Raw genomic sequence first — 26,055 nt, 5'->3', positions numbered from 1 at the left:
GTGAATGTTCGATGTAAATTTTCAATCAATAAAACTAGGTCAACTACACAATAAAAAGGCCGCTAATTAGCGGCCTTCAATGTGTTAGTTAAATGGATTAACTAATACGATTGTTTCGTTTCTGTCAGGACCCGTTGATACGATATCAACTGGCGCTTCAAGTAACTCTTCGATACGCGCAATATAATTAAGTGCTGCTTGTGGCAGTTGCTCAATTGATGTCGCACCGAAAGTGGTTTCGCTCCAGCCTGGCATAGTTTCGAAAACAGGTGTTACCTGCTCGTAACCTTCAGCAGCTAAAGGAGTCACTGTTTCAACAGACCCATCTGGATACTGGTAACCAACACAAATCTTAACTTCTTCTAGGCCATCTAGAACGTCAAGTTTGGTTAGACAGAAGCCGCTTACACTGTTGATTTGAACTGCACGGCGCATTGCCACAGCATCTAACCAACCTGGACGACGTTTACGACCAGTTGTAGCACCGAACTCTTGACCTTTATGGCCTAAGTAGTCACCAATCTCATTCTCAAGCTCTGTTGGGAATGGACCAGCACCTACACGAGTGGTGTAAGCTTTCATGATACCTAATACATAATCTAAGTGGCGAGGACCAAAACCAGAACCAGTAGCTACGCCACCTGCTGTAGTGTTTGATGAAGTCACATATGGGTATGTACCATGGTCGATATCAAGTAATGTACCTTGTGCGCCTTCAAACAAGATTGGCTCACCCGCTTTACGGGCAGTATCTAGTAATTCAGTCACATCAGTACACATGCTTTTCAGATAATCAGCAATAGCTAATGCATCATCTAGCGTTGTTTGATAGTCAACAGCTTCACAATCATAGTATTCGGTTAGCATGAAGTTGTGATATTTCATCACTTCTTTTAGCTTAACAGCGAAAAGTTCAGCATTGAACAAATCACCTACGCGAAGACCACGACGAGAAATTTTATCTTCATAAGCTGGACCAATACCACGACCCGTTGTACCGATAGCTTGATTGCCGCGCGCTTTTTCGCGAGCCACATCAAGAGCACAATGGAAAGGTAGAATTAGTGGACATGCTTCTGAAATAAGAAGACGCTCTTCGACAGGAACACCACGCTCTTTAAGCATGTTGATCTCTTTCATCAAAGCATCGGGAGCGAGCACTACACCATTACCGATAATGCATTTCACATTGTCGCGTAAGATCCCTGACGGAATCAAATGAAGTACTGTTTTATCGCCGTCGATAACAAGAGTATGACCAGCATTGTGGCCGCCTTGGTAACGAACTACATATTTTGCCTGTTCTGTTAGAAGGTCGACAATCTTACCTTTTCCTTCGTCACCCCATTGAGTGCCGAGTACTACTACGTTTTTGCCCATCGTCTGCTGCAAGGTTGCGGTATAAAGGCGAATTTTAACAGATTTTTGGGGGTGTATTGCAAGTATTTTATGCGAAAATTATTAATAGTACTATGCCAGCAGACACCAATGATCCACCTAACCTCCTGAGAACATTCTTATTTTGGCTCGAAATCTCAGCTAAATATTTTTTCCATTGCAGTGGAAATAGTAACGGTCCAATCCCTTCTAAAACCAAAACTAAACCAATCGCAAACATCCACACTTGAAAATCCATCATTCATCCCACAATTTATTATTAACTCAACAACAGAACAGTGGCAGCATCAAACAAATGAAACACCATTATCATTTTGTATCATAGCTGTATTTGATAAAAAAAAGGCAATAAAAAACCCAGCATATAGCTGGGCTTTTTGAATTCCAAAAACGAATTAACGTTTTGAGAATTGTGGCTTACGACGTGCTTTACGTAGACCAACTTTCTTACGCTCAACTTTACGAGCATCACGGGTAACGAAACCAGCGCCGCGTAAAGAAGGACGTAGAGCTTCGTCTAACTGAAGCAATGCACGAGTAATACCGTGACGAATTGCACCTGCTTGGCCAGTGGTTCCACCGCCTTTAACAGTTACATAGATGTCAAGTTTATCTGTCATTTCAACTAGCTCAAGTGGTTGACGAACAACCATACGAGCAGTTTCACGACCAAAATATACATCTAGTGGACGTTGGTTAACAACGATTTGACCACTACCTGCTTTAGCGAATACGCGAGCAGTTGATGTTTTACGACGGCCAGTGCCGTAGTACTGAGTTGCAGACATTAGCTTACTCCCGGATTAGATATCAAGAACTTGTGGTTGTTGTGCAGCGTGGTTATGTTCAGCGCCAGAGTAAACTTTAAGTTTACGGAACATAGCGCGGCCCAAAGGACCTTTTGGTAACATACCCTTAACTGCTTTCTCGATAATCATCTCAGGCTTATGATCTTGCAGCTTTTCAAAAGTAATCTGCTTGATACCACCGATGAAACCTGAATGTGAGTAGTAAACTTTGCCTTTAGCTTTGTTACCAGTCACTGTAACTTTCTCAGCGTTAATAACGATGATGTAGTCACCAGTGTCAACATGAGGAGTATACTCTGGCTTATGCTTACCGCGTAAACGAGTAGCAATTTCAGTAGCGATACGACCTAAAGTTTTACCTTCAGCATCAACGACGAACCAGTCACGTGTGACTGTTTCTGGTGTAGCAGTAAATGTAGTCTTCATTTTACAAAAACCCAATGATTAAAATTCTGTCTCAATGCTGACTGCACATGCAATCAACACAATGACCATTTCAAAGCCCCTTCGAGCTGAAATTGGTTTAAATCTTCCACCCAAATTCGGTGGAGTAACGAGGGCAGGTGGCGGATTATAGACAAACTTGAGTTAAAAATCATCTAATTTTTTCATAATTATAAAAAAATCACCTATGAAGGTGATTTCTGGATTTTATGCTGAATATTCACTATCCCACCGACATGAGTTGTTCAATAAACACTCAAGCCTGTCAACTCAAATATAGCTAGCGAATAAGTTACCTATCTAAGTAAACCTAAATAGCAATTTGATATATGCCCTATTTAAGGAAGATGCTCTAAAGTTAAATAGTCATGAGACTGCATTTCAATCAGTCTTGAACGGCAGCGCCTAAACTCAAAGCTTAATAAGCCATCGGTATAGATATCTTCTAATGAGACTTCTGCAGAAATAATCAGTTTTACATTACGTTCGTAAAATTCATCGACCATGGCCAAAAAGCGCCTCGCGATATCGTCACCTGTGGTTGAAGACCCCATTTGCTCGAGGCCACTCACTAAAACAGTGTGATACAGCCTCGCCACTTCCATATAGTCACGTTGCGAACGAGGACCATCACATAAGTCTCTAAAGTTAGCTAATAAGACACCTTGAGATTGTTGGCGAATAGCAATCTCACGGCCTTCAATTTCAATAGAACCTGTAAGCACTTCTGATTCTGGCGCGAGTTGACCAAAGTAAGTGATTAAATTGGTATCCGCTTGCTGATCCAATGGGAAATGATAAATCTCTGCTTGTTCAAGAGTACGTAAACGGTAATCAATTCCCGAATCGACATTTAATATTTCACAATGCTCATTAATCAGTTTAATTGCAGGTAAGAACCGTGCGCGTTGTAAACCGTTCTTATATAAGTCGTCAGGAATAATATTAGAGGTCGCCACTAAGGCAACACCTTCTTTGAAGAGATATTGGAATAAGGTGCCCAGTAACATCGCGTCGGTAATGTCTGAGACAAAAAATTCATCAAAGCAGATTATCTTATATTGCTGCGCCATTTTCTTAGCAATGCTAATGAGCGGATCTTGTACCCCTTCCATTTCACCGAGGTCATGATGCAACTGGTGCATAAAACGATGGAAATGTGCACGCAATTTTTTATCTGTAGGCAGTGCATCATAAAAGGTATCCATCAAGTAGGTTTTACCGCGCCCTACTCCACCCCATAAATACAGCCCTTGAATCGATGAGTCGGATTTTTTCAATCCTATCGCACTAAACAACTTGCCAATACCTGAAGGTTGGACATCGGCAGCAATGACTTCTTCATAAACCCGTTGTAGCGATTTTACCGCTTGCTCTTGTGCTATATCGTGAGAAAAACCATCACGGGTTAAATCTTGCTGGTAATGCTGCCAAGGGCTTAACTGCGACACAAGTACGACTCTCTTATACTGCTGAAAATTCGAAACAATCATAGCATGCAGCTACAATTGAGGTAACGTTTTTAACTACAAAAAATTAACCTTTGTTAATATAGGCTGAACTTATTGAAACAGCGTAGACTCCGAGGTTATATATACCATGTACGATTATCAGATTAAATTTGATCAAAGGCGATAACTGTAAACTTTTACCGAGCCATGATTTAATTTTTCAAGGAGCAATAATTAATGAAGCCAAAATTAACTTTACTCTCAGCAGCAATTTTATCAGCCTCGCTATCTTTAATGCCGGCCTTATCACAAGCGGCAATTCCCCAAGCTGTTGATGGTCAAGCATTACCAAGCCTAGCGCCCATGCTTGAAAGAACAACACCTGCTGTTGTATCGGTTGCGGTAAGTGGTACCCAAACATCGAAACAACAAATCCCAGATGTATTTAAGTATTTCTTTGGCCCTAATGCGCCGCAAGAACAAGTCCAAGAGCGACCATTCAGAGGCTTAGGTTCTGGGGTTATTATTGATGCCAAAGAAGGCTATATCGTCACCAATAATCACGTCATTAACGGCGCAGATGAAATCAAAATTGGCCTACATGATGGACGAGAAATTGATGCTAAATTAATAGGCGCTGATCCAGAATCTGATATTGCGCTACTGCAAATTGAAGCAAAAAACCTAACGGCAATTAAACAGACTAACTCAGATGAAATTCGAGTGGGTGACTTTGCTGTGGCTATTGGTAACCCATTTGGCCTTGGACAAACCGTAACTTCAGGGATTGTTAGTGCTCTAGGGCGTAGTGGCCTTGGCATTGAAATGCTTGAGAACTTTATTCAAACCGACGCCGCGATTAACAGCGGTAATTCTGGCGGCGCACTCGTTAATTTAAATGGTGAGCTTATCGGTATCAATACAGCAATCGTTGCACCAAGTGGCGGTAACGTCGGGATTGGTTTTGCAATTCCCGCCAATATGGTGAACAACCTCATTAATCAAATTATTGAGCACGGTGAAGTGAAGCGTGGTGTACTTGGTGTCACGGGGCGCGATTTAGATAACGAGCTGGCAAAAGCGTTTGGCCTTGAAACCCAACATGGCGGGTTTATCAGTGAAGTCATGCCTGATAGCGCCGCTGATAAAGCAGGCATAGAAGCTGGCGACATTATTGTTAGCGTTAATGGTAAAAAGATTAAAAATTTCCAAGAGCTTAGAGCCAAAGTAGCCACAATGGGCGCTGGTGCAAAAGTTGAAATTGGCATTATTCGTGATGGCGATGAAGAAACCGCGAACGTAGTTCTAGGTGAATCAACCTCGAGTTCAGGTTCTGCCGATGATGCCCTCCACCCAATGTTAGAAGGGGCAGAACTGAGTAATAGCCGTAAAGGTATCGAAATTACGAGTATTGCACAGGGCTCTCCAGCAGCACGAAATGGCCTTCAAGAAGGAGACTTAATTGTCGGCTTAAATCGCAGTAAGGTCAAAAACCTGAACGCGTTAAAAGAAGAGCTAAAGAATCCACAAGGTGCTGTTGCGTTAAAGGTGCTCCGCGATAACAAATTAATGTACTTAGTACTGAGATAAAGCCTTAAATTAAATCTTATTATCAAACATAAATTAAGCATTGTAGTTTGTCGCTACGATGCTTAATTTTTTTAGTCATGATAATATTTGCTCATCTTTCCTATATGTAGTCGACCAATGAACTTCAAAGACACTATTCTTTACTTAAGCAAGGCTGTGGTATTTGGTTTGGTCATGGCTGCTGTATTCTTATTTGTTAATTCCATTACTAACAACAATAGCTTCAATAACGGCTTAACGACGACTCAACATCATAATGAATTGTCATTTGCTAGCGCTGTACGTAGAGCCGCTCCAGCAGTTGTAAACATATACAGCTTAAGTTTAGATCAAAATAGTCCACTGAACTCAAGCTCACTCCAAGGCCTTGGCTCCGGGGTGATCATGAGCAAAGAAGGCTACATTTTAACTAACTACCACGTGATCAAAAAAGCCGATGAGATTGTTATCGCGCTGCAAGATGGTCGTAAGTTTACGTCTGAAGTTGTGGGTTCAGATCAAATCACTGATTTAGCGGTCCTTAAAATTGAAATTGATGGCGACAATGTGCCTATTGTTCCTATTAATCTTAATAACCCCGCACAAGTGGGTGATGTGGTTTTAGCCATTGGTAATCCATATAATTTAGGTCAAACCATCACGCAAGGCATCATCAGTGCCACAGGTCGCAATGGCTTAAGCTCTGGTTACCTCGACTTTTTACAAACTGACGCAGCAATTAACGCTGGTAACTCTGGCGGCGCGTTAATTGATACCGGTGGTGAGCTTATTGGTATTAATACTGCTGCTTTCCAAATTGGTGCTGAAGGTGGTGGTCACGGGATTAACTTTGCTATTCCTATAAAGCTTGCCCATAGCATTATGGGGAAATTGATTACTAACGGCCGCGTGATCCGTGGTGCACTAGGTATTTCAGGCGAACCTTTGAGTCCTGTGATGGCGCAAATTCTCAATTTACCCGACCTTAAAGGCGTATTAGTCACAGGTGTTGATCCAAATGGCCCAGCATCAAAAGCAACGCTGCGTCCTCGTGATGTGATTATTCAATACGAAGAAGAAAGCGTACCAGGCGTTGAAATGTTAATGGATAGAATTGCCGAAACCACACCAGGTAATCAAGTGAATATCACTATTATTCGTGAAGGCAAACCACTAGAACTACCCGTTGTTATTGGAGAGAAGCTCCCTACTGATAGTTAATTTAAACTGGTTTATCCTCAAATAAAGCCTGCTCATGCAGGCTTTTTAATCACTCCAAATTCATGATGACTAAGTATTAAGACATAAAAAAGCCGCTCAAAAAGCGGCTTTAGTTATCAATACAGGTACTAGCTTAGCTAACGCGAACCACTTTGCCGCCTAAGCCTGCAAACTTATCTTCGATATGTTCATAGCCGCGATCTAAATGATAAATCCGATCGACAGTTGTGACACCATCAGCCATTAAGCCCGCAATCACTAAACTTGCTGATGCACGTAAATCCGTCGCCATCACTTGAGCACCATTCATGCGCTCTATACCTTTAATGATGCAAGTATTACCTTCAAGTTCCATCTCGGCGCCCATACGACTTAGCTCAGGTACATGCATAAAACGATTTTCAAAAATCGTTTCAGTCACATGACTGGTGCCTTCAGCTAATGCATTAAGTACACAAAACTGAGCTTGCATATCGGTTGGAAATGCAGGATATGGCGCTGTTTTAATATTAACAGCGACAGGACGTTTACCCTGCATATCAAGCTCGATCCAATCATCACCTGTGGTAATTTTCGCACCGGCATCTTCAAGTTTGGCAAGTACAGCTTCAAGTGATGAAGGGTCAGCATCAACACAACGAATACTTCCGCGCGTTACTGCTGCTGCAACCAAAAACGAACCGGTTTCGATTCGATCTGGCATCACTCGATGGTCACAGCCAGACAAACGTTCAACACCTTCAATTTTTAGTGTTGCAGTGCCTACACCAGATATTTTGGCCCCCATGCTAATTAAGCAATGGGCTAAATCATTAATTTCAGGTTCACGCGCAGCGTTTTCGATGATTGTTTCACCTTCAGCGAGCGTAGCGGCCATTAATAAGTTTTCAGTCGCGCCTACACTGACCATATCCATAAAGATATGTGCGCCCTTAAGACGGCCATCAACACGCGCTTTGATGTAACCTTCCTTCACCTCAATCTTAGCGCCCATTTGCTCTAAGCCTTGCAAGTGAAGATTTACAGGGCGGGCACCAATGGCACAACCACCAGGTAATGATACATCTGCAGTACCAAACCTTGCGAGTAATGGGCCTAAAATTAAAATAGACGCTCGCATGGTTTTAACGAGATCGTAAGGAGCACAAAACTCATTTAGGTTTTGAGTTGAAATACAGTACTTGCTGTCGCCTAACTCTTTCACTTCTGCGCCTAAACAACGCAATAACTTACACGTTGTATTGACGTCTCGAAGACTCGGTACGTTAGAAACGATAAAGTCAGTCTCTGCTAGCACACTTGCAAACAAAATCGGCAAAGCGGCATTTTTCGCCCCAGAAATGGTCACATTTCCAGAAAGCGGCTGACTGGCTTGAATTGTTAGTTTATCCACACTGACTCTCTGAAATTACATATTAAATAGTTTTTCACGCTTCCACTGTGTCGGCGTAAAAGTTTTGATGGTCAGCGCATGCAACTCACCACTGGCTATGAATTCATTCAATGGTGCGTAAATCGTCTGTTGTTGCTTTACTTTACTCATGCCATCAAAGCATTCGCCTACGGCAACGACCTTAAAATGACTACCGTCAGACGTGACATGAACTTCATCTACAGTGAGTGCGTCTGATAAAATTTGTTCGATTACTTTGCAATCCATGGAATTTGCTACCTTAAATTCAATGCTAGTTTTCTAGAAAAAAGGATTCTAAATCATATAACTCAATGAGTTTTTTTAGATGTTTACTCGGATTTGCCAATGTTCTTGGCTGAGTAGTGCTTTTACTGCAATTACCTAAGCATATCAGCTCAAGTAAAAATGCGACGCCTGCGCTGTCGGCATACTCTAAAGCAGACAAGTCTAACACTTGAGTGCTATCAGTAAACAACTGTTGTCGTTTTGGCCATAAATCAATGACCTCTGTTTGCCTTAATTGCCCTTTAATTTCACAAGTGTCACCTTGTTGTAAAAACTCAATCACGCAGCATTTTCCTTATCCTGTTTGTAATTGATTTCTTGTTGGGTGCGATCTTTTAGCATTTCAATCACCGAATCCACGCCTTTCTGGCGAATTAAGTTTGAAATTTCAGACTGTTTTGACGCAAGTAGACTCACCCCTTCAGCGACTAAATCAAATGCCTTCCAACTATCATCTTTAAGGCGTCTTGCTTTAAACATCACTTTAATCGGTGGGCGGCCATCTTCAATAATTTGCACATTTACATCGACGAATTTCTCATCGGCAAAATCACTCGCAGGGGAAAACTGTACTTTTTGACCTGTATACTCGGTAAAGGCTTGAGCGTAAGTCGCCACCAAGTAACCTTCAAACGCTTCGACAAAACGCTCACGTTGTTCTGGTGTCGTGTCGCGTAAATACTGCCCCATGACTTTATAAGCAGCATATTTGTAATCGACATATGGCATTAATTCTTCACGCACAATCACCTTTAAATGACTTAAATCTGCATCAATTAACGCTTTATCAGTATTAAAGCGATCAAAGGTTTTATTCGATACTTGCTGGACTAACTTAAAAGGGTCATGAGTATCTATTACTTCACTTGTCACTTCACTCGCAGACATTGTGAGACTCACAGTACTGCCAACTAACAACACCATAGTTTGCAAAATACGTTTAAAGACTTGGCTCATACTTCTCTCCTAATTATCCTTTGAAGAAACGCTATATAATAACTGCCCAATTAAATCCTCTAAAATCAATGCAGAGCGAGTGTCATGCACTCTATCCCCATCTGCTAACATTTCTATGTCATCGTCCATAAAGCCTGGGGTCAGCCCTAAAAATTGCTCACCTAATAACCCTGACGTTAAAATTGATAAGCTACTCGTTTCAGGGAACTGATTAAACTCTTTATCCATGGTTAAGGTAACTACGGGCACCAGCTTCTTATTATCCAGTGTAATTTTCGAGACTCGGCCAACGACAACACCGCCAACCTTCACAGGTGAACGCACCTTTAAACCGCCGATATTGTTAAACTCAGCTCTTAAAGTATAGGTCTCTTTACTCGACTTTAGTTCCACATTGGCAACGTTAAACACTAATACACAAAATGCCAACAACCCTGTTAGTAAAAAGAGCCCAACGAATAATTCTACTTTCCTTGTCAACATATGCTTCAACCACTTAATTAATGAATGCGAAATTTGTTACTGACCAAACATGATTGCTGTAAGCAAAAAGTCGAGTGCGAGTACCGCTAAACTTGCTTGCACCACTGTCGAAGTGGTTGCCTTACTTATCCCTTCTGGGTTTGGCGTGACCTCATACCCGCGGTACAAAGCAATCCAAGTTACTACCACGCCAAATAGAGCACTTTTAATCAAACAATTCACAATATCTTGGCGCCATTCGATAGATGCTTGCAGTATTGACCAAAAAGACCCGCTATCGATGCCTTTCCATTCAACCCCAACAAGATGACCACCTAAAATACCAACGAGGCAGAACATCATTGTTAATAAAGGTACACTTATCACCCCTGCCCAAAAACGCGGCGCAATCACTTGCCTTAATGGATCGATAGCCATCATCTCTAAGCTAGATAATTGCTCAGTGGATTTCATTAAGCCTATTTCTGCGGTTAATGCTGAACCTGCACGTCCCGCAAATAATAATGCCGTCACGACAGGGCCAAGTTCACGCAGTAAACTCAGCGCAACCATCGGGCCTAAACTTTCAACAGTGCCAAAATCAGCTAAAACGGTATAACCTTGAAGCGCCAAAACCATACCAATAAATAAGCCTGATACGATGATTATCACCATTGAGCGCACACCAAGCACATAAATTTGCTTAACCACTAATGGCAAACCTTTACTGATATTAGGCACATTGATAATCGCGCCCCAAAGCATTAAGCCTGCACGGCCTAGCCCTGCTAAAACATCCAATGCAACTCGGCCTAAGTCCGCCACACGACTAACTACGCCCATTTAGCATCTCCTGTTGGTAATCTTCAGCGGGAAAATGAAAAGGCACAGGCCCGTCTGGTCGGCCATTAATAAACTGTTCAATTTGAGGGTTATTTGATGCTCTAAGCTCGTCGGGAGTCCCTGAGGCAATCACTTTCTTTTCAGCAATCACGTACACGTAATCAGCAATGCTCAGAACAGCGTCAACATCGTGGGAAACAACGACAGAAGTGAGTTTTAAGGTACTGGATAGCTCACCGATTAATTTCACCAGCATCCCCATTGAAATAGGATCTTGCCCAGCAAATGGCTCATCATAAAGGATCATTTCAGGCTCTAAGGCAATCGCTCTCGCTAACGCTGCTCGCCTTTGCATACCGCCCGATAACTCATTAGGGTTCATCTGAGCTGCGCCTCGTAATCCCACCGCTTGCAACTTCATCATCACCACTTTACGAATAATGCTTTCAGGTAAACCAGAATGCTCACGTAATGCAAAAGCCACATTATCAAATACATTCATGTCGGTGAATAAGGCACCACTTTGAAATAGCATGCTCATGCGTTTACGCAGCTCAAATAATTGCTGACGTTTGAGTTGGTGAATATTTTCACCACTGAATAATACTTCACCGCTGTCTGGGGTTAATTGACCACCAATTAATTTAAGGAGCGTCGTTTTACCGATGCCGCTGGGGCCCATAATTGCGGTAACTTTTCCCTTAGGAATGTTCAAACAAATATCATCAAAGATGACACGTGAACCACGATTGAATTTCATATGACGAATTTCAACCAAAGGGGATGTATTTTGTAATGAACTTGAATCTGACATAGAGGAAATAATAGCCTTCCTGGCCCGCAAGATGTAGATCTGAATTGTACGAAATTGTGTAAGAACCTACAACAAATCAATCACCATGAGTTACAATCCACAACAATTATCGCATCTGCTCATATTTTTGTTAAAATTCTGCACAAATATAGCTATCAACACTTTTTTTGGACAAACATGCTTTTTAATATCTTGATGCTAATCGCTGGCCTAGGCGTATTAGTTTGGAGCGCAGATCGCTTCGTATATGGCGCAGCCGCTTTCGCTCGTAACCTTGGACTGCCGCCAATGCTGATTGGTTTAACCATTGTTGCAATGGGAAGTTCAGCACCCGAAATGTTTGTCGCAGCCACAGCATCAATGGAAGGCATGAGCAATACAGCCGTAGGTAATGTGCTGGGCTCAAACGTTGCTAACATCACCTTAATTCTTGGTATTACCGCCCTACTTGGTGCTATTTCAGTGAGTTCTCAAACACTCAAAAGAGAAATACCGCTAATGCTAGCAGCGACTGTTTTAGCCGGTTACCTCATCCATGACGGCATGCTAACTCGTTTTGAAGGCGGTGTTTTATTAGTCGCATTTTTTGGATTAATGGGCTATTTCATTTGGCAAGCCATGAGAAATAAGCAAATAGATCCGTTATCTGACGAATCTGATGCAGAGATCCCTAAAAATGTACCCACATTACATGCTATTATCTGGATCATTGTGGGCATGATCCTACTGCCGCTTTCTGCCGATTGGATGGTGACTGGTGCTGTAGGCATTGCCAAGACATTTGGGCTTTCCGACTTAGTCATCGGATTGACCATTATTGCAGTGGGTACCAGTTTACCTGAGCTTGCTGCATGTATTGCTGGGGTGTTGAAGAAAGAAGACGATCTCGCCATTGGTAACATTGTCGGATCGAACTTATTTAATATTTTAGCAGTATTGGCTATTCCTGGGCTCATCGCTCCAGGTGAGATTGATGCGCAAGCAAGTAGCCGAGATTTTTATATGGTGCTGGGTACCAGTACCGCATTAGCAGTACTCGTTTTATCCAGTGGCGCCAAAAAGCAGCTAACTCGCTGGCATGGCGTCATTTTATTAGTCGTCTTTATTGCGTACCAGATTGTCTTATTTCAATCTCAATAACGGGGCATAAAGACTTTTATCTCACTAATGCTAATGTTTAATTAGTGTTAGAACAGAGCGAGAGACCTATGATAGATCAGAAACAATTGCGCCAATGGGGCCGCCAGGTCATTGATATCGAGAAAACGGCATTAGATAACCTCTATCAATATGTTGATTCCGATGAGTTTGGCCAAGCTTGTGAACTTATTTTGCAATGTAAAGGCAAAGTCATTGTCATGGGTATGGGAAAATCGGGCCATATTGGTAACAAGATTTCAGCCACTCTCGCCAGTACAGGCACACCAGCGTTTTTTGTTCACCCAGGTGAAGCAAGCCATGGCGATTTAGGGGCTTTGGCTAAAAATGATATCGTCTTAGCAATTTCAAATTCTGGTGAATCAAGCGAAATTCTCACTTTGCTACCAGTAATTCAAAGAATGGGCGTACCGGTTATCGCGGTTACAGGGAAACCTAACTCGAATATGGCGCGCTTATCGAAATTGCATCTTTGTATTGAAGTACCAGAAGAGGCTTGTCCGTTAGGACTCGCACCCACTTCAAGCACAACTGCAACATTGGTCATGGGTGATGCACTAGCTGTCGCTTTGCTTCAAGCAAGGGGTTTTACCCGTGATGATTTCGCTTTATCTCACCCAGGCGGCTCTTTAGGCCGCAAATTACTGTTAAAAGTGTCAGATGTTATGCATCAAGGTGCTGATGTACCTATAGTTAACAGCAGTGTCTGCATCACTGAGTCCTTATATGAAATTTCAAATAAAGGTTTAGGCATGACTGCTGTGACTGATGATGGCGGTCAACTTGTGGGTATATTTACTGACGGGGATTTACGCCGCGTGATTGATGCAGAAAAGAATTTACGTACCACAGCCATTGCCGATGTCATGACACCAAACTGTATTACCATCAGTGCCGATATTTTAGCTGCACAAGCATTGCAAATTATGGATGAAAAAAGCATTAACGGCTTAATCGTGGTTGATAACGATCAACAACCTGTTGGCGCACTAAACATGCTCGATATGGTTAAAGCAGGAGTCATTTAATATGTCTGAAACACAAGTTCATCAAGGCTTATATGGCCCTGTCAGTGATGACATTTGGCAGCGCGCTAAAAAAATCAAACTGCTTATCTGTGATGTTGACGGCGTTTTTTCCGATGGCCGCATCTACTTAAGTAATGCAGGTGAAGAACTCAAAGCATTTCATACTCGAGATGGTTATGGCGTCCGCTCAATTTTAACCAGCGGTATTCAAGTCGCTGTGATCACAGGCCGTAAATCTGCCATTGTAGAAAACAGAATGACAGCTCTTGGCGTCAGCCATATCTATCAAGGCGTGGATGATAAACTTACCCCGTTTAAAGACTTGCTGAGCATTTATAATGTCAAACCTGATGAAGTCGCCTATATAGGTGATGACATGGTCGACTTACCCGTCATGAAAGAAGTGGGTCTTGCGGTTTGTGTGGCAGACGGTCACCCTTTTGTAAAACGTCACTGCCAAATGATTACTAGTATAAATGGCGGCAATGGGGCACTACGCGAATTAACTGATCTGCTATTGGTTAGCCAAGACAAATTTGAATCGGCCCATGGAATGAGTATATGAGCCGCACCACATTGGCCATTTTAGCCTTCTTTGGCGCTGCACTGATTTTATATTGGCAAGTCCAAGTCAAGCGCAGCCAGATGGAAGCATCAAAGCTGCCTGATCCTGCTCGTCCTGAGTTTATAGCTAATGACCTACGTAGTACTGAATTTAACGAGCAAGGCTTAGTCCAAAGTCGTGTATCAGCAAAACACATGGAACATTTTCAGCAAACAAATGAAACCTTGTTCACTGAACCTGTTTATCTTGTCTATCCAGAAAATGGTGAAGCTGAGTGGCAATTAACTGCTGATTTAGGCAAGCTTAATAAAGAAACTGGCAAAGTAGTGCTACAAAATAATGTTATTATTGATGCAATAAACATCAATGAACCAGTACAATCTTTGACAACCACTATGTTGGCTCTCGATTTGAACACTATGATCATGACGTCTGATCGACAAATATATGTCACAGGTCAAGATTTTAATATACAAGGCTTAGGCCTTTACGCTGATTTAAATGCCGAAGAATTAGAGCTTTTAAGTCAAGTAGAAGGAACGTATGAAGCAAAGTAATAACCTTACTGTCTCACTACAACATTTTGTAAAGTTGAGCCTAGTTGGAATAAGCCTAATTGGAATGACTGGCGTTAACGCTAAAGAAGGCGATCTACAACAAGAGCTAAAAGTCGCTGCTGTGAGCCAAAAAGCAGACATTAAAAATAACCAAGTTATTTTCTTTGGCCCTGTTAACGTCACCCAAGGCACGATTAACATTAATGCAGATGAATTACGCGCATTTAGTGAAGAGTCTGGTGGTCAAAAAACCATGGTTGCCACTGGTAATCCGGCTACATTCTCGCAAGAGTTAGATGATGGTCGTATTGGTACAGCCAGTGCCAATGAAATCAGATATGAGCTAGCCAGCAGTATTTTAACCTTAAAAGGTAACGCTAAACTTGATCAAGCAGGTAGCCAAGTTACCGGTAACCTCATCAGTTATAATATTGAAAAACAGCAATTGATTGCTGAAAGTACTGGCGACGGAAAAGACCGAGTCATCACAATTTTCCAGCCTGAAAACTACCCTGATTTAAATGAATCGAAAGACACTTCAGAGCAACCAGATAGCGCCTCATCTGAGCCTGTTTCAACAGAAGAAGTCACAGAGCAAGCACCTGAAGAAACAGCTGAGAAGTTAATTGAAAATCAATCTGATGCCGCTATCGAAAACACTGAAAATGGTTTGGATTCGGCAGCAGCAACTGAAGCTGAAACACCTTCAATAGCTAAGCCTGCATCAAGTGATGAACAATCAGCTTCAGATGCATTACCTGAAACACCAGCGCTAGAGCAAACTCAATAATGACCCAAATTACCTTAACAGCTGAAAACTTGGCTAAAAGCTACAAAAGTCGCCAAGTGGTCAAAAATGTCAGTCTTACCGTTAAAACTGGGCAAATTGTTGGGCTATTAGGGCCAAATGGTGCAGGTAAAACCACCACCTTTTATATGGTCGTTGGCTTAGTTAAAAGTGATAAAGGCCGCATATTAATTGATTCTGACGACCTCACGGCAGATCCAATGCACCTGCGTGCACGCAAAGGTATTGGCTATTTACCACAAGAAGCCAGTATTTTTCGCAAGTTAACCGTACACGATAATATTATGGCGGTGTTGCAAACCCGCAAGAGTTTAACGACTGAGCAGCGCATCGAAGAGTTAGAGCACTTATTAGAAGAGTTTAATATTACTCACATTCGCGATAGCCAAGGTATGGCATTATCGGGTGGTGAACGTCGACGTGTTGAAATCGCACGCGCATTAGCGGCAAATCCTAAGTTCATTCTGCTAGATGAGCCTTTTGCCGGTGTCGATCCTATCTCTGTGATAGATATCAAGAAAATTATTCAACAATTAAAAAATCGTGGACTTGGAGTACTCATTACCGACCATAATGTTCGTGAAACGCTTGATGTATGTGAGCGCGCGTATATTGTTAGCCACGGTGATTTAATTGCAGAAGGCACGCCTGCTGAAATCTTAGACAATCAGCAAGTCAGGTCAGTATACTTAGGTGAGCAATTCAAGCTATAGTTAGCATTCTTTAGTGCACAATATGGCATGTCGCGACCAGTATCAGTCCCACTTTTTAGTGCAATGTTCTAGACTGAACTTAAGCCAAGCTTCAGCTTAAGCCTAGAAGCAGTTTAAAAAGGTGCTAGACCCACACAATTGTTAGTCGCGACGATGAAACTCAATTAGGGATAAGCGGTAAATGAAAGCCTCACTCCAACTTAAAATGGGTCAACACCTGACTATGACCCCACAGTTGCAACAAGCCATTCGCTTATTGCAACTTTCCTCATTGGAGCTACAGCAAGAAATTCAACAAGCACTTGACTCAAATCCACTCCTTGAGCTCGAAGATGAGTTTGCTAAAGCAAAAGAACCAGTAAAAGAAAACGCCCAGCAAACCGATACTGATTTTAGTGATAACAGCCAAGTGACTGTTGAAAAAGACACCTCAACCGTAGACACCACTGAATCGTTGACCAAAGAATCCATGCCTGACGAATTACCAATGGATACCACATGGGATGAAGTTTACACAGCATCCCCAAGTTCAGGTTCTGGCGCAGTGGCTCGTGATGACGATATGCCTTTTCAGGGTGAAACCACAGAAGGCTTATATGAGCATTTAGAGTGGCAAAAAAATCTCACCCCTTTTTCTGAAAACGATCTGGTAATTGCCACAGCGATTATCGATGCCGTTGATGAACGTGGTTACTTAACCCAAACAACTGAAGACATATTGCAAGCTTTAGGCCTAGAAGATATTGAACTCGATGAAGTTGAAGCTGTACTCAAACGAGTTCAGCATTTTGATCCAGTAGGCGTTGCAGCAAGAGATTTAAGCGAATGCCTGATGATTCAGCTGGGCCAATACCCTAATGAAATACCTTGTATCGATAACGTTAAGCTACTGATTGCAGAACACCTAGACTTAATTGCAGGCCGCGACTTTAGATTATTAATGCGTAAAACCAAGCTTAAAGAAGATGATTTACGCGAAGCGATTCAATTTATTCAAACGCTTAACCCACGTCCAGGGTTACAGATCACTCCTATTAAAGATGAATATGTCATTCCAGATGTGACAGTGTTTAAAAAGAGTGGCCGTTGGGTCGTTGAGTTAAATCCAGATAACATGCCAAAAATTGGTGTGAATCAGCAATATGCAGCAATGGCAAAAGGCTCAGCAAACCAATCAGACAGCCAATTTATCCGTGGTCATTTGCAAGAAGCAAAATGGTTTATCAAGAGTATTGAAAGCCGTAATGAGACACTATTAAAAGTGGCTAATTGTATTGTGCAATTTCAGCAAGGCTTCTTTGAGTTTGGCGAAGAAGCAATGAAGCCAATGGTACTTAATGACATTGCTGAAGCCGTTGAAATGCATGAGTCGACGATTTCGCGTGTCACGACACAAAAGTATATGCACACCCCTAGGGGACTTTTTGAACTAAAATATTTCTTTTCAAGCCATGTGAGTACTGATGATGGCGGAGAGTGTTCTTCTACTGCAATTCGCGCATTTATTAAAAAGCTTGTTGCCGCAGAAAACCAGCAAAAGCCACTTAGCGATAGTAAAATGGCGACGCTATTGGCAGAACAAGGGATCAATGTTGCTCGGCGTACGATCGCCAAATATCGTGAAGCAATGCTCATCCCTCCCTCAAACCAACGCAAAAGCCTATAAGCCTTTGTTATTGGAGGATGATCTATGCAAATTAACCTGACTGGGCACCATGTGGAAATTACTCAATCTTTACGTGAGTATGTACAAACTAAGTTTTCAAAGCTTGAACGACACTTCGAACAGATCAATAATGTTCACGTTGTGCTCAATGTTCAAAAGCTGCAACAAATTGCAGAGGCAAAATTACACCTCAAAGGAGGTGAAGTTTTTGCGGTATCACAGAACGCTGATATGTATGTTGCAATTGACGCCCTGATCGACAAATTAGATCGTCAGGTAATTAAACACAAAGAGAAGTTAATTAAACACTAACGATGGAACTTCGCACCATTCTGCAGCCGGCGTGCACTACCTGCGCCACGCCGGGCAGTAAGAAAAAAGTACTGGAACTTATCAGCGATTTAATGGCTGCCCAGTACCCAACCCTATCTTCACAGGCTATTTTTGAAAGTTTAATAGCACGTGAAAAAATGGGTAGTACAGGTATAGGAAATGGCATTGCGATTCCTCATGGTCGATTAACTGATATCGAAGAACCGATAGCAATTTTGATCAAGTGTGAAGAAGGCATTGAGTTTGATGCTATCGACAAGAAACCCGTGGATATATTATTTGCGCTGTTAGTTCCTTCTGATCAATGCCAACAGCATTTAAGTACGCTGTCGAGTATGGCTGAAAAACTGAGCGATAAATTAATCCTTAAGCGACTTCGAAAGAGTCATGACGCTACAGAACTTTATCAGGTTATAACTGCATGAAACTTGTCATCGTATCAGGACGATCAGGCTCAGGTAAATCAGTAGCACTAAGGGTATTAGAAGATTTAGGTTATTACTGTGTTGATAACCTACCTTTACCACTTATTGGTAGTTTACTTGAACAGCTCAAAGGCAATAACGACCTTGTCGCGATTAGCGTCGACGTTCGTAATATTGAAGAGCAAGGCAAAGTGCTAGAAGAGCAAATAGCCTTGTTGTCTGACTCTAACGATACGACCATCATTAGTTTATTTTTAAATTCTAATGATAAAGTGCTGTTAAAGCGCTACAGTGAAACCCGCCGTTTACATCCTCTGTCAAAAAACCAAATTTCACTGCAAGAAGCGATTCAATTAGAAGGCCGTTTACTCGAGCCTATCGCTAAAATGGTCGATCACTACATTGATACTTCGCAGCTAACGATTTATGACTTAAGCGATCAAGTCAGACAAATCTTAATGGGCAGCATTGATAAAGAATTAGTGATCCACTTTGAATCTTTTGGTTTCAAACATGGTATGCCTACTGAAGCTGACTTTATGTTTGATGTACGCTTTTTACCAAATCCTCATTGGGAAACTGAGTTACGACCTCTAACAGGTCTCGATTTACCCGTGCAGGAATTCTTAGGTAGACAGCCTTTGGTGAATAAATTCATTTGGCAAATTGAAAACTTGTTCGAAACTTGGATGCCGCACCTTGAGCGTAACAACCGTAGCTACCTAACGATCGCGATTGGTTGTACAGGTGGTCAGCACCGCTCAGTTTATATTGCCGATCAACTAACAAAACGATTTTCTAATACTAAGCATCAAGTCAGTGCCCGCCATAGAGAACTCAAACTGTGACAACTGAATTGAGTATCTCGAAAGATATCACCATCAGTAACAAACTTGGACTCCATGCAAGAGCTGCAACTAAACTGGCCATACTAGCCACTGAGTTTGAAGCAAGCATAACCCTCATTCAAGGTGAAAAGCAGGCTAGCGCTGCCAGTGTATTAGGCTTATTAATGCTAGAAAGTGGCATAGGTAAAGTCATCACCGTCAAAGCACAAGGCGCTGATGCTCAACTCGCTTTAGATGCGGTATGTAAATTGATCAATGACAAGTTTGATGAAGAAAGCTAATCTCGACATTAATCACCAGTGTTGATATCAAACCCGTTGTAATCTCAATTGCCTCAGTCAACCCCAACGGTATACAAACTCTCTATTTATAATTATTCCCACCCTTTCTCCAGTTAATTCCCTTCAAGTTTGTTTTGTTCACTATACTGTTTAAAGTCCAACAAAAATCAATAAAGCGCTTAATTTTTATGCAGTAACTTGACGACGCTTAGAAACTGCTTCTCCCTTTCCACCCTGTTAAGTTAATATTGGCAATCGAATTTTTGAGGAGTGGCGAATGAGTATCGAAGTAATCGACAGCGAGCTTACCGAACAGCGCCTAAATCAGCTGACTCAAGCTTTGGGCAGCGGTATGTTTGTCCATGTTAGAAACATGCTCCATGATATGGCAGCATCAGATGTCGCCCTCATCCTTGAATCTTCTCCACCTAAAACTCGTCAAGTTCTATGGCAACTCATTGACCAAGAGCAAGCGGGTGATATTTTAGAAGATCTTGGTGAAGAACTTAAAGATTCGCTCATCAGCGGTATGACACCCGAAAAAGTCGCACAAGCTACCTCTGGTATGGATACCGATGACTTAGCCTATATCTTAAGAAGCCTTCCTGACGCAGTATATAAAAAAGTACTGCAATCAATGAGCAGCCAAGATCGTCACCGTGTAGAGCAAGCATTGTTATACCCTGACGACACCGCTGGCAGTATCATGAACACCGATACCGTCACCCTCAGACCAGACGTTAATATTGATGTAGTATTACGCTACCTTCGCCAGCGCGGGAATTTACCCGATACGACTGATACCTTGTATGTCGTTGATCGAAACGATCATGTATTGGGCGGAGTTCGCTTAGCCGACTTGCTCACTTGTAATCCGAGCGAAACGATCCGAACCATTATGGATCCTGAGCTTGAAAGTATCCCTGTGGCAATGCCTGATAATGAAGTCGCGCAATTATTCGAACGCCATGACTGGATTTCAGCCCCTGTCGTAGATGAAGAACAAAAGCTGTTAGGTCGTATTACCATTGATGACGTGGTCGATGTTATTCGTGAAGACGCCGAACACTCCATGATGGGGATGGCTGGTATGGATGATGACGAAGACACCTTCGGCCCCGTCATGAAAAGTACCTTCAGACGCTCTCTATGGCTCACAATTAACTTATTTGCTGCGTTACTTGCTGCATCAGTAAGTAACATGTTTGAAGGCACCTTAGAGCAGTTTGCCACCATTGCTATTTTAATGACCATTGTGCCAAGTATGGGCGGTGTTGCAGGTAACCAAACATTAGCGCTGGTTATACGTGGTATTGCACTAGGCCATATTGGTCAAAGTAACTCCCGTTGGCTTATCGGTAAAGAGTTAGCCATTGGTTTCCTTAACGGGATCATGTGGTCTGTACTGGTATTTTTTGCGGTATGGCTTTGGAAAGATGACATGGCATTAGGCGGCTTAATTGGCGGGGCCATGCTAATCAATATGACTGTCGCAGGCTTGGCTGGTGCAAGTATCCCGTTGATACTTAAAAAACTCAACATCGATCCAGCACTTGCTGGTGGCATGGTACTGACAACCGTCACTGATGTGATTGGCTTATTTGCATTCTTAGGGCTTGCAACAATATTCCTCATGTAATCAGTCACTTAATGTAAACGGTAAGTAAAAAATCCCACCATCGCTAGCCTCATCATACGAGGCTAGAACATCTATCCTAAGCTAATGGATAACATAAACAGCCAAACCCCTGCAGTTTACGAGCCTTGTACTCTATACATATTGGCTATCTTAAAGTTCAAACTCTCAAACGCAGATTTCACATAATAACTTCAGAGATTTATTCATACAAACCTACTTAGCTACACCTATGATTTATAAGAAATTAAAGCAGTCATTTTTGTAACTTTTATATAATTTATCACTGAAAGCTAAAACCACTGTTCCCGCCTATATTGCTAATTTACCTTCTTAGCTAGACGATCAAATTTCTGACACAAACTTAAGGTAAAATCCTTGCTGACAACACTGGTTATTATTCTTTACCAATTACACGCAACTTTGCACCAGATCAGACATTTTGCACCAATAAGGGGCGACCTTATATTTTAGAGTTATCACTTTAAAAAGTTAAGCCGCTGTTTTTAAATGAAAAAATATTTATCACAAAATTGGCACAAGTATTCCATATAGATATATACCACCTTAGGGGTAGTTTGATATTTGACCAATTTCACCACAAAAGACCCATTTGGAGCAACAGTGAAGACACAAAATATGATAAAGGAGAAAAACATGGAGCATCTAAAAGTTATCTTTGAGCAATGCCAATACCAATGGAACTTTTTTCATCATCTTGGTTTTAGCTGTTGGGATGTGGATAACAATATCAAGTCATAGAGTTATCGGCTTAAGTAATAAATTGAATACGAATAGTAACAGCATCAAGTTAAGTAGTAGGTAGTGTTATGACAGCAATAAACAGAACTTATACAACCGAGCTTAAACAGCAAGTGATCATGGAAGTTCAACAGCAAAACCGTTTAATTTCGGATGTTGCAAAACAGTACAGTGTGTCTGCTAAAACCATTTATCAATGGGTGAGAAAGAAAGACCAGAGACTTAGCGCTACTATGAACAAAAGCGCCACTATGAACAAAAGCGCCATCACAGCTGAAATAGCGAACTTACAACGTAAGCTGTCTCAACTAAACCAGCAACTGGTTGCAATCAATAGTAATTAGTTCGAAGCCAGTAATGAATATAAATAAGTGAACACAATAAAAATATTGGTTCATTAGCAGTTCAGGCAAGAAAAGTGGCTTTAGCTTTCGTCCCCCATCGAAGGTTAAGCAGTTAGATAATAACAGTCACTTCTCTTGTCAATTTTACAGTGAGAATTTGAGCAAATGAGTGAGTGGTTTGTCTTAAAATTTCAATAGCGGTTCAGGCAAGAAAAGTGGCTTTAGCTTTCGTCCCCCAGCGAAGGTTAAGCAGTTAGATAATAACAGTCACTTCTCTTGTCAATTTTACAGTGAGAATTTGAGCAAATGAGTGAGTGGTTTGTCTTAAAATTTCATTAGCGGTTCAGGCAAGAAAAGTGGCTTTAATATTCGTCCCCCAGCGAATATTAGGCAGTTATAATTAGCTGATAACAGTCACTCTTCTTGTCAATTTTATAATGTTTTATTGAACAACTAAGTTAAGCGAGTTACTCAATAATCATTAGCAGTTTCGGCAAGATAAGTTGTTTAGCTTTCGATCCCCAGCGAGAGTTAAAACTAGCAACATATCTTGTCAATTTATTATGCTGGATCTAGTGGTAATTAAGGTTAGGTTCACAGCGTAAAGTGCTACGACAAACTTGCTTGACTTCTCATCAGCGAAAGCGATTGGGAAGGGATAATAAAAATATAATGACAGGCAAGTTTGTCAGTTCATTCTTAATAATTGCTGTTGTGCCCCCATAAACAACAGCGGCTATTTTGAAGTACGTTACAGGGAATAAAAATAATAATATGTAACGATAAAATGTCGTAAGACAATGCAACAACAAAAGCCCTAATGAAATGGATTCATTAGGGCTTTTACCTTTCTATTCAATGGTACTTTTAATGACAGCTCGAATAACATCTGCATCTCACCATTTTTAAGTTAAAAACATACTGTCACAGGTACTGGTGATCATATTGTTCAGAATTAGCGGAATAAGAGCTTATTGACTCACTGACAGATAACGCTCTGTAGACCAATCAAAATAGTACTCTTTACCATCCCATTGATAAAAAGTCTGACCATCGCGCTGAATTACTCGCGCATTTTCTGGTAGCTGAGTCAGTCCTTTGGCATATTCAATACTGGTTGTAGTACGTTTAGGCGCTTCGATCGGCGTCGCTTTTTGAACGTAATTACTGCGCGGTCTATTATTCATATATCGATCACGGTAATAACGATCATAATAATCGTATCGATATGGGGAACGCCAACCATTATAGCCCCAGCGGTTATGCCATCGATTATTCCAACCGCTACTCCAACCAATACCAACGCTCGGGCCCCAATAATTGTTATAACCTACACCCCATCTCACTGACGATCCTGAATGGCGAGAGTACCGATCGTTTACATGCTTACCTGTCGAATAACTTGTAGCGTGCCGCGAATGTTCATCAGCAGCCACTTTAGAGAGCTGATGATGAGTATATACTTCAGCATTAATAGCACTTGAATACACAGTTAGTAAAAGAGGCGTGAGTATTATTAAACCGTAAAGCCTACGGTGCAAAAGCTCTCGGTCATCATGTTTATCAGTCATACTATTACTCCTTAGTTTCTTCAGCTCATTCCCACTTACCTGACAATTGGGTTCAAACAAAAACTCACATGAAGAAACGGGCAAACTTTACTCATTTCAGTTTACCTCAAAATTCCGTCCTACTAATAATCTTGGCTTAACCCAATATTATAAAAATGCTATAGTGCGCCCCAAAGAGCGATTAACAATAGAGTGAATAAGCCATGAGTTTTAAGGATTTACGTAGCTTTATCGATCACCTAGAAACCAACGGTGAACTGAAACGTATTAGTTATCCTGTTGATCCCAATCTAGAAATGACAGAAATTGCCGATCGTGTATTACGATCTGGTGGTCCAGCCCTGCTTTTTGAAAACCCAACAAATAACAGCATGCCAGTGCTAGTTAACCTGTTTGGTACACCTAAACGTGTGGCCATGGCATTGGGTAAAGAAGATCCATTAGCGCTGCGTGAAGTCGGTGAATTGCTGGCATTTTTAAAAGAGCCAGAACCTCCTAGTGGCTTTAAAGACGCGATTGCTAAAATCCCTAAATTCAAGCAAGCCTTGAACATGCCGCCTAAAACCGTGCGTAATCCTCCATGTCAGGAAGTGGTTATTACCGGTGACGATGTGGATTTAACCAAACTACCAGTTCAACACTGCTGGCCTGGGGATGTCGCTCCATTAGTAACATGGGGCCTGACCATCACTAAAGGGCCACGTCAGAAACGCCAAAACTTAGGTATTTATCGCCAGCAATTACTCGGTAAAAATAAGCTTATTATGCGCTGGCTTGACCATCGTGGTGGCGCGTTAGACTTTAAAGATTTTAAAGAAAAACACCCAGGTGAGCGCTACCCTGTTGTTGTAGCTCTAGGCGCAGATCCTGTGACCATTCTAGGCGCCGTTACTCCTGTACCAGATTCAATGAGTGAGTACGCCTTTGCCGGCCTATTGCGCGGTGAACGCACTGAAGTCTGTAAAGCATTAAGTTGCGACTTAGAAGTCCCCGCTACCAGCGAAATCATTTTAGAAGGTTATATTGACCCAGAAGAAATGGCTGAAGAAGGTCCTTACGGCGATCACACAGGCTACTATAACGAAACAGACAAGTTCCCAGTCTTTACTGTCACCCATATGACCCAACGTAAAGATGCTATTTATCACAGCACCTACACAGGTCGTCCACCTGATGAACCTGCGATGCTCGGGGTTGCACTGAACGAAGTATTCGTGCCAATTTTGCGTAAGCAATACCCTGAAATAATCGACTTCTACTTGCCGCCAGAGGGTTGCTCGTACCGTATGGCAGTGATTTCGATTCGTAAGCAATATGCAGGTCATGCTAAACGCGTGATGATGGGCGCTTGGTCATTCTTACGTCAGTTTATGTACACTAAGTTCATCATCATTGTAGATGAAGACGTGAACTGCCGCGATTGGCAAGATGTCATTTGGGCTATTACTACCCGTATGGATCCAACCCGTGACACTGTGATGGTAGATAACACCCCAATCGACTACTTAGATTTCGCTTCACCAGTAGCTGGATTAGGCTCAAAAATGGGCTTAGATGCCACTAACAAATGGCCTGGCGAAACTGACAGAGAATGGGGTACGCCGATAGTGATGGACACCAAAGTGAAAGAAAAGATTGATCATATTTGGGAAGAATTAGGTATTGATGACACTCCAACGCTATAATGGTGATC

Annotated in this window: 28 protein-coding genes and 1 pseudogene; 16 read left to right on the top strand and 13 right to left on the bottom strand. The window is 41.8% G+C overall.

The window, feature by feature from the left end:
- Nucleotides 1–84: 84 nt before the first annotated feature.
- From LMH66_RS15595 to zapE, 5 genes are all read right to left on the bottom strand, one after another.
- Nucleotides 85–1,380, bottom strand: coding sequence for an adenylosuccinate synthase (locus LMH66_RS15595; protein ID WP_229371092.1), 1,296 nt, complete (start codon nt 1,378–1,380; stop codon nt 85–87).
- Nucleotides 1,381–1,447: 67 nt separating this feature from the next.
- Nucleotides 1,448–1,636, bottom strand: coding sequence for a DUF2065 domain-containing protein (locus tag LMH66_RS15590; protein WP_229371090.1), 189 nt, complete (start codon nt 1,634–1,636; stop codon nt 1,448–1,450).
- 157 nt (nt 1,637–1,793) lie between these two features.
- On the bottom strand, nt 1,794–2,186 hold the full coding sequence (gene rpsI, locus LMH66_RS15585; RefSeq protein WP_102528011.1) for a 30S ribosomal protein S9: 393 nt from the start codon (nt 2,184–2,186) through the stop codon (nt 1,794–1,796).
- 15 nt (nt 2,187–2,201) lie between these two features.
- Nucleotides 2,202–2,633: a 50S ribosomal protein L13 gene (gene rplM / locus LMH66_RS15580; protein WP_102528012.1), complete on the bottom strand. Its 432-nt coding sequence runs from the start codon at nt 2,631–2,633 to the stop codon at nt 2,202–2,204.
- A 356-nt stretch (nt 2,634–2,989) separates the two neighbouring features.
- A complete protein-coding gene (gene zapE, locus LMH66_RS15575) occupies nt 2,990–4,102 on the bottom strand; it encodes a cell division protein ZapE (RefSeq protein WP_102528013.1) in 1,113 nt (370 codons plus the stop codon).
- Between the two features lie 237 nt (nt 4,103–4,339).
- Between zapE and LMH66_RS15570 the strand changes: the two genes are divergently transcribed.
- Together LMH66_RS15570 and degS are read left to right on the top strand one after the other, a co-directional pair.
- Entirely contained in the window at nt 4,340–5,692 is a 1,353-nt protein-coding gene (locus tag LMH66_RS15570; protein ID WP_229371088.1) for a DegQ family serine endoprotease, read from the top strand.
- Nucleotides 5,693–5,809: 117 nt separating this feature from the next.
- On the top strand, nt 5,810–6,892 hold the full coding sequence (gene degS / locus LMH66_RS15565) for an outer membrane-stress sensor serine endopeptidase DegS (RefSeq protein ID WP_102528015.1): 1,083 nt from the start codon (nt 5,810–5,812) through the stop codon (nt 6,890–6,892).
- A gap of 133 nt (nt 6,893–7,025) precedes the next feature.
- Here the strand turns inward: degS and murA are convergent, their stop codons facing one another.
- The 7 genes from murA to mlaF are packed head-to-tail and all read right to left on the bottom strand — an operon-like array spanning nt 7,026 to nt 11,667.
- Nucleotides 7,026–8,285 (bottom strand): UDP-N-acetylglucosamine 1-carboxyvinyltransferase, encoded by a 1,260-nt coding sequence (gene murA / locus LMH66_RS15560; RefSeq protein ID WP_229371086.1) that lies wholly within the window; start codon nt 8,283–8,285, stop codon nt 7,026–7,028.
- A gap of 15 nt (nt 8,286–8,300) precedes the next feature.
- Nucleotides 8,301–8,552, bottom strand: a complete 252-nt coding sequence (locus tag LMH66_RS15555; RefSeq protein WP_102528017.1) for a BolA family protein — start codon at nt 8,550–8,552, stop codon at nt 8,301–8,303.
- 25 nt (nt 8,553–8,577) lie between these two features.
- Entirely contained in the window at nt 8,578–8,874 is a 297-nt protein-coding gene (locus tag LMH66_RS15550) for an STAS domain-containing protein (protein WP_229371084.1), read from the bottom strand.
- A complete protein-coding gene (locus LMH66_RS15545; protein ID WP_229371082.1) occupies nt 8,871–9,548 on the bottom strand; it encodes an MlaC/ttg2D family ABC transporter substrate-binding protein in 678 nt (225 codons plus the stop codon). The genes LMH66_RS15550 and LMH66_RS15545 overlap by 4 nt, the downstream gene beginning before the upstream one ends.
- A 9-nt stretch (nt 9,549–9,557) precedes the next feature.
- On the bottom strand, nt 9,558–10,031 hold the full coding sequence (gene mlaD / locus LMH66_RS15540) for an outer membrane lipid asymmetry maintenance protein MlaD (RefSeq protein ID WP_102528020.1): 474 nt from the start codon (nt 10,029–10,031) through the stop codon (nt 9,558–9,560).
- Nucleotides 10,032–10,067: 36 nt separating this feature from the next.
- Complete coding sequence (gene mlaE, locus LMH66_RS15535; protein ID WP_102528021.1) at nt 10,068–10,853, bottom strand: lipid asymmetry maintenance ABC transporter permease subunit MlaE; 786 nt, start codon at nt 10,851–10,853, stop codon at nt 10,068–10,070.
- Nucleotides 10,840–11,667: a phospholipid ABC transporter ATP-binding protein MlaF gene (gene mlaF / locus LMH66_RS15530; RefSeq protein WP_229371080.1), complete on the bottom strand. Its 828-nt coding sequence runs from the start codon at nt 11,665–11,667 to the stop codon at nt 10,840–10,842. Before mlaF ends, mlaE begins: the two co-directional genes overlap by 14 nt.
- A 177-nt stretch (nt 11,668–11,844) precedes the next feature.
- Between mlaF and LMH66_RS15525 the strand changes: the two genes are divergently transcribed.
- From LMH66_RS15525 to LMH66_RS15465, 13 genes and pseudogenes are all read left to right on the top strand, one after another.
- On the top strand, nt 11,845–12,807 hold the full coding sequence (locus LMH66_RS15525; protein WP_102528023.1) for a calcium/sodium antiporter: 963 nt from the start codon (nt 11,845–11,847) through the stop codon (nt 12,805–12,807).
- Nucleotides 12,808–12,875: 68 nt separating this feature from the next.
- Nucleotides 12,876–13,853, top strand: coding sequence for a KpsF/GutQ family sugar-phosphate isomerase (locus LMH66_RS15520; protein WP_229371078.1), 978 nt, complete (start codon nt 12,876–12,878; stop codon nt 13,851–13,853).
- A gap of 1 nt (nt 13,854) precedes the next feature.
- Nucleotides 13,855–14,418, top strand: coding sequence for a 3-deoxy-manno-octulosonate-8-phosphatase KdsC (kdsC, locus tag LMH66_RS15515; RefSeq protein WP_102528025.1), 564 nt, complete (start codon nt 13,855–13,857; stop codon nt 14,416–14,418).
- Nucleotides 14,415–14,975: an LPS export ABC transporter periplasmic protein LptC gene (lptC, locus tag LMH66_RS15510; protein WP_102528026.1), complete on the top strand. Its 561-nt coding sequence runs from the start codon at nt 14,415–14,417 to the stop codon at nt 14,973–14,975. The genes kdsC and lptC overlap by 4 nt, the downstream gene beginning before the upstream one ends.
- Before the next feature lie 64 nt (nt 14,976–15,039).
- Nucleotides 15,040–15,492: pseudogene (gene lptA, locus LMH66_RS15505) on the top strand (lipopolysaccharide transport periplasmic protein LptA); the annotation flags it as partial.
- Nucleotides 15,493–15,764: 272 nt separating this feature from the next.
- Nucleotides 15,765–16,496, top strand: coding sequence for an LPS export ABC transporter ATP-binding protein (gene lptB, locus LMH66_RS15500; RefSeq protein WP_102528028.1), 732 nt, complete (start codon nt 15,765–15,767; stop codon nt 16,494–16,496).
- A 181-nt stretch (nt 16,497–16,677) separates the two neighbouring features.
- On the top strand, nt 16,678–18,162 hold the full coding sequence (locus tag LMH66_RS15495) for an RNA polymerase factor sigma-54 (protein WP_102528029.1): 1,485 nt from the start codon (nt 16,678–16,680) through the stop codon (nt 18,160–18,162).
- A gap of 24 nt (nt 18,163–18,186) precedes the next feature.
- A complete protein-coding gene (gene hpf / locus LMH66_RS15490) occupies nt 18,187–18,474 on the top strand; it encodes a ribosome hibernation promoting factor (protein ID WP_102528030.1) in 288 nt (95 codons plus the stop codon).
- A gap of 2 nt (nt 18,475–18,476) precedes the next feature.
- Entirely contained in the window at nt 18,477–18,920 is a 444-nt protein-coding gene (gene ptsN / locus LMH66_RS15485; protein ID WP_102528031.1) for a PTS IIA-like nitrogen regulatory protein PtsN, read from the top strand.
- On the top strand, nt 18,917–19,768 hold the full coding sequence (gene rapZ, locus LMH66_RS15480) for an RNase adapter RapZ (RefSeq protein WP_229371076.1): 852 nt from the start codon (nt 18,917–18,919) through the stop codon (nt 19,766–19,768). The genes ptsN and rapZ overlap by 4 nt, the downstream gene beginning before the upstream one ends.
- 8 nt (nt 19,769–19,776) lie before the next feature.
- Nucleotides 19,777–20,049 (top strand): HPr family phosphocarrier protein, encoded by a 273-nt coding sequence (locus LMH66_RS15475; RefSeq protein ID WP_102528050.1) that lies wholly within the window; start codon nt 19,777–19,779, stop codon nt 20,047–20,049.
- Nucleotides 20,050–20,326: 277 nt separating this feature from the next.
- Nucleotides 20,327–21,688 carry a magnesium transporter gene (gene mgtE / locus LMH66_RS15470; protein WP_102528033.1) on the top strand — a complete coding sequence of 454 codons (1,362 nt, stop codon included), beginning with the start codon at nt 20,327–20,329 and terminating at the stop codon, nt 21,686–21,688.
- Nucleotides 21,689–22,515: 827 nt separating this feature from the next.
- Nucleotides 22,516–22,791 carry a transposase gene (locus LMH66_RS15465; RefSeq protein WP_102528034.1) on the top strand — a complete coding sequence of 92 codons (276 nt, stop codon included), beginning with the start codon at nt 22,516–22,518 and terminating at the stop codon, nt 22,789–22,791.
- Nucleotides 22,792–23,762: 971 nt separating this feature from the next.
- Here the strand turns inward: LMH66_RS15465 and LMH66_RS15460 are convergent.
- Nucleotides 23,763–24,362 (bottom strand): hypothetical protein, encoded by a 600-nt coding sequence (locus LMH66_RS15460; RefSeq protein WP_229371073.1) that lies wholly within the window; start codon nt 24,360–24,362, stop codon nt 23,763–23,765.
- A gap of 203 nt (nt 24,363–24,565) precedes the next feature.
- Here LMH66_RS15460 and ubiD point away from each other — a divergent pair, with 203 nt between their 5' ends.
- A complete protein-coding gene (gene ubiD / locus LMH66_RS15455; protein ID WP_229371071.1) occupies nt 24,566–26,047 on the top strand; it encodes a 4-hydroxy-3-polyprenylbenzoate decarboxylase in 1,482 nt (493 codons plus the stop codon).
- The last annotated feature ends 8 nt before the right edge of the window (nt 26,048–26,055 follow it).

The sequence above is a fragment of the Shewanella sp. 10N.7 genome (genome assembly GCF_020806285.1).
GTDB classification, from domain to species: Bacteria; Pseudomonadota; Gammaproteobacteria; order Enterobacterales; family Shewanellaceae; genus Shewanella; species Shewanella electrodiphila.
This window is presented reverse-complemented; position numbering and strand designations above follow the sequence as displayed.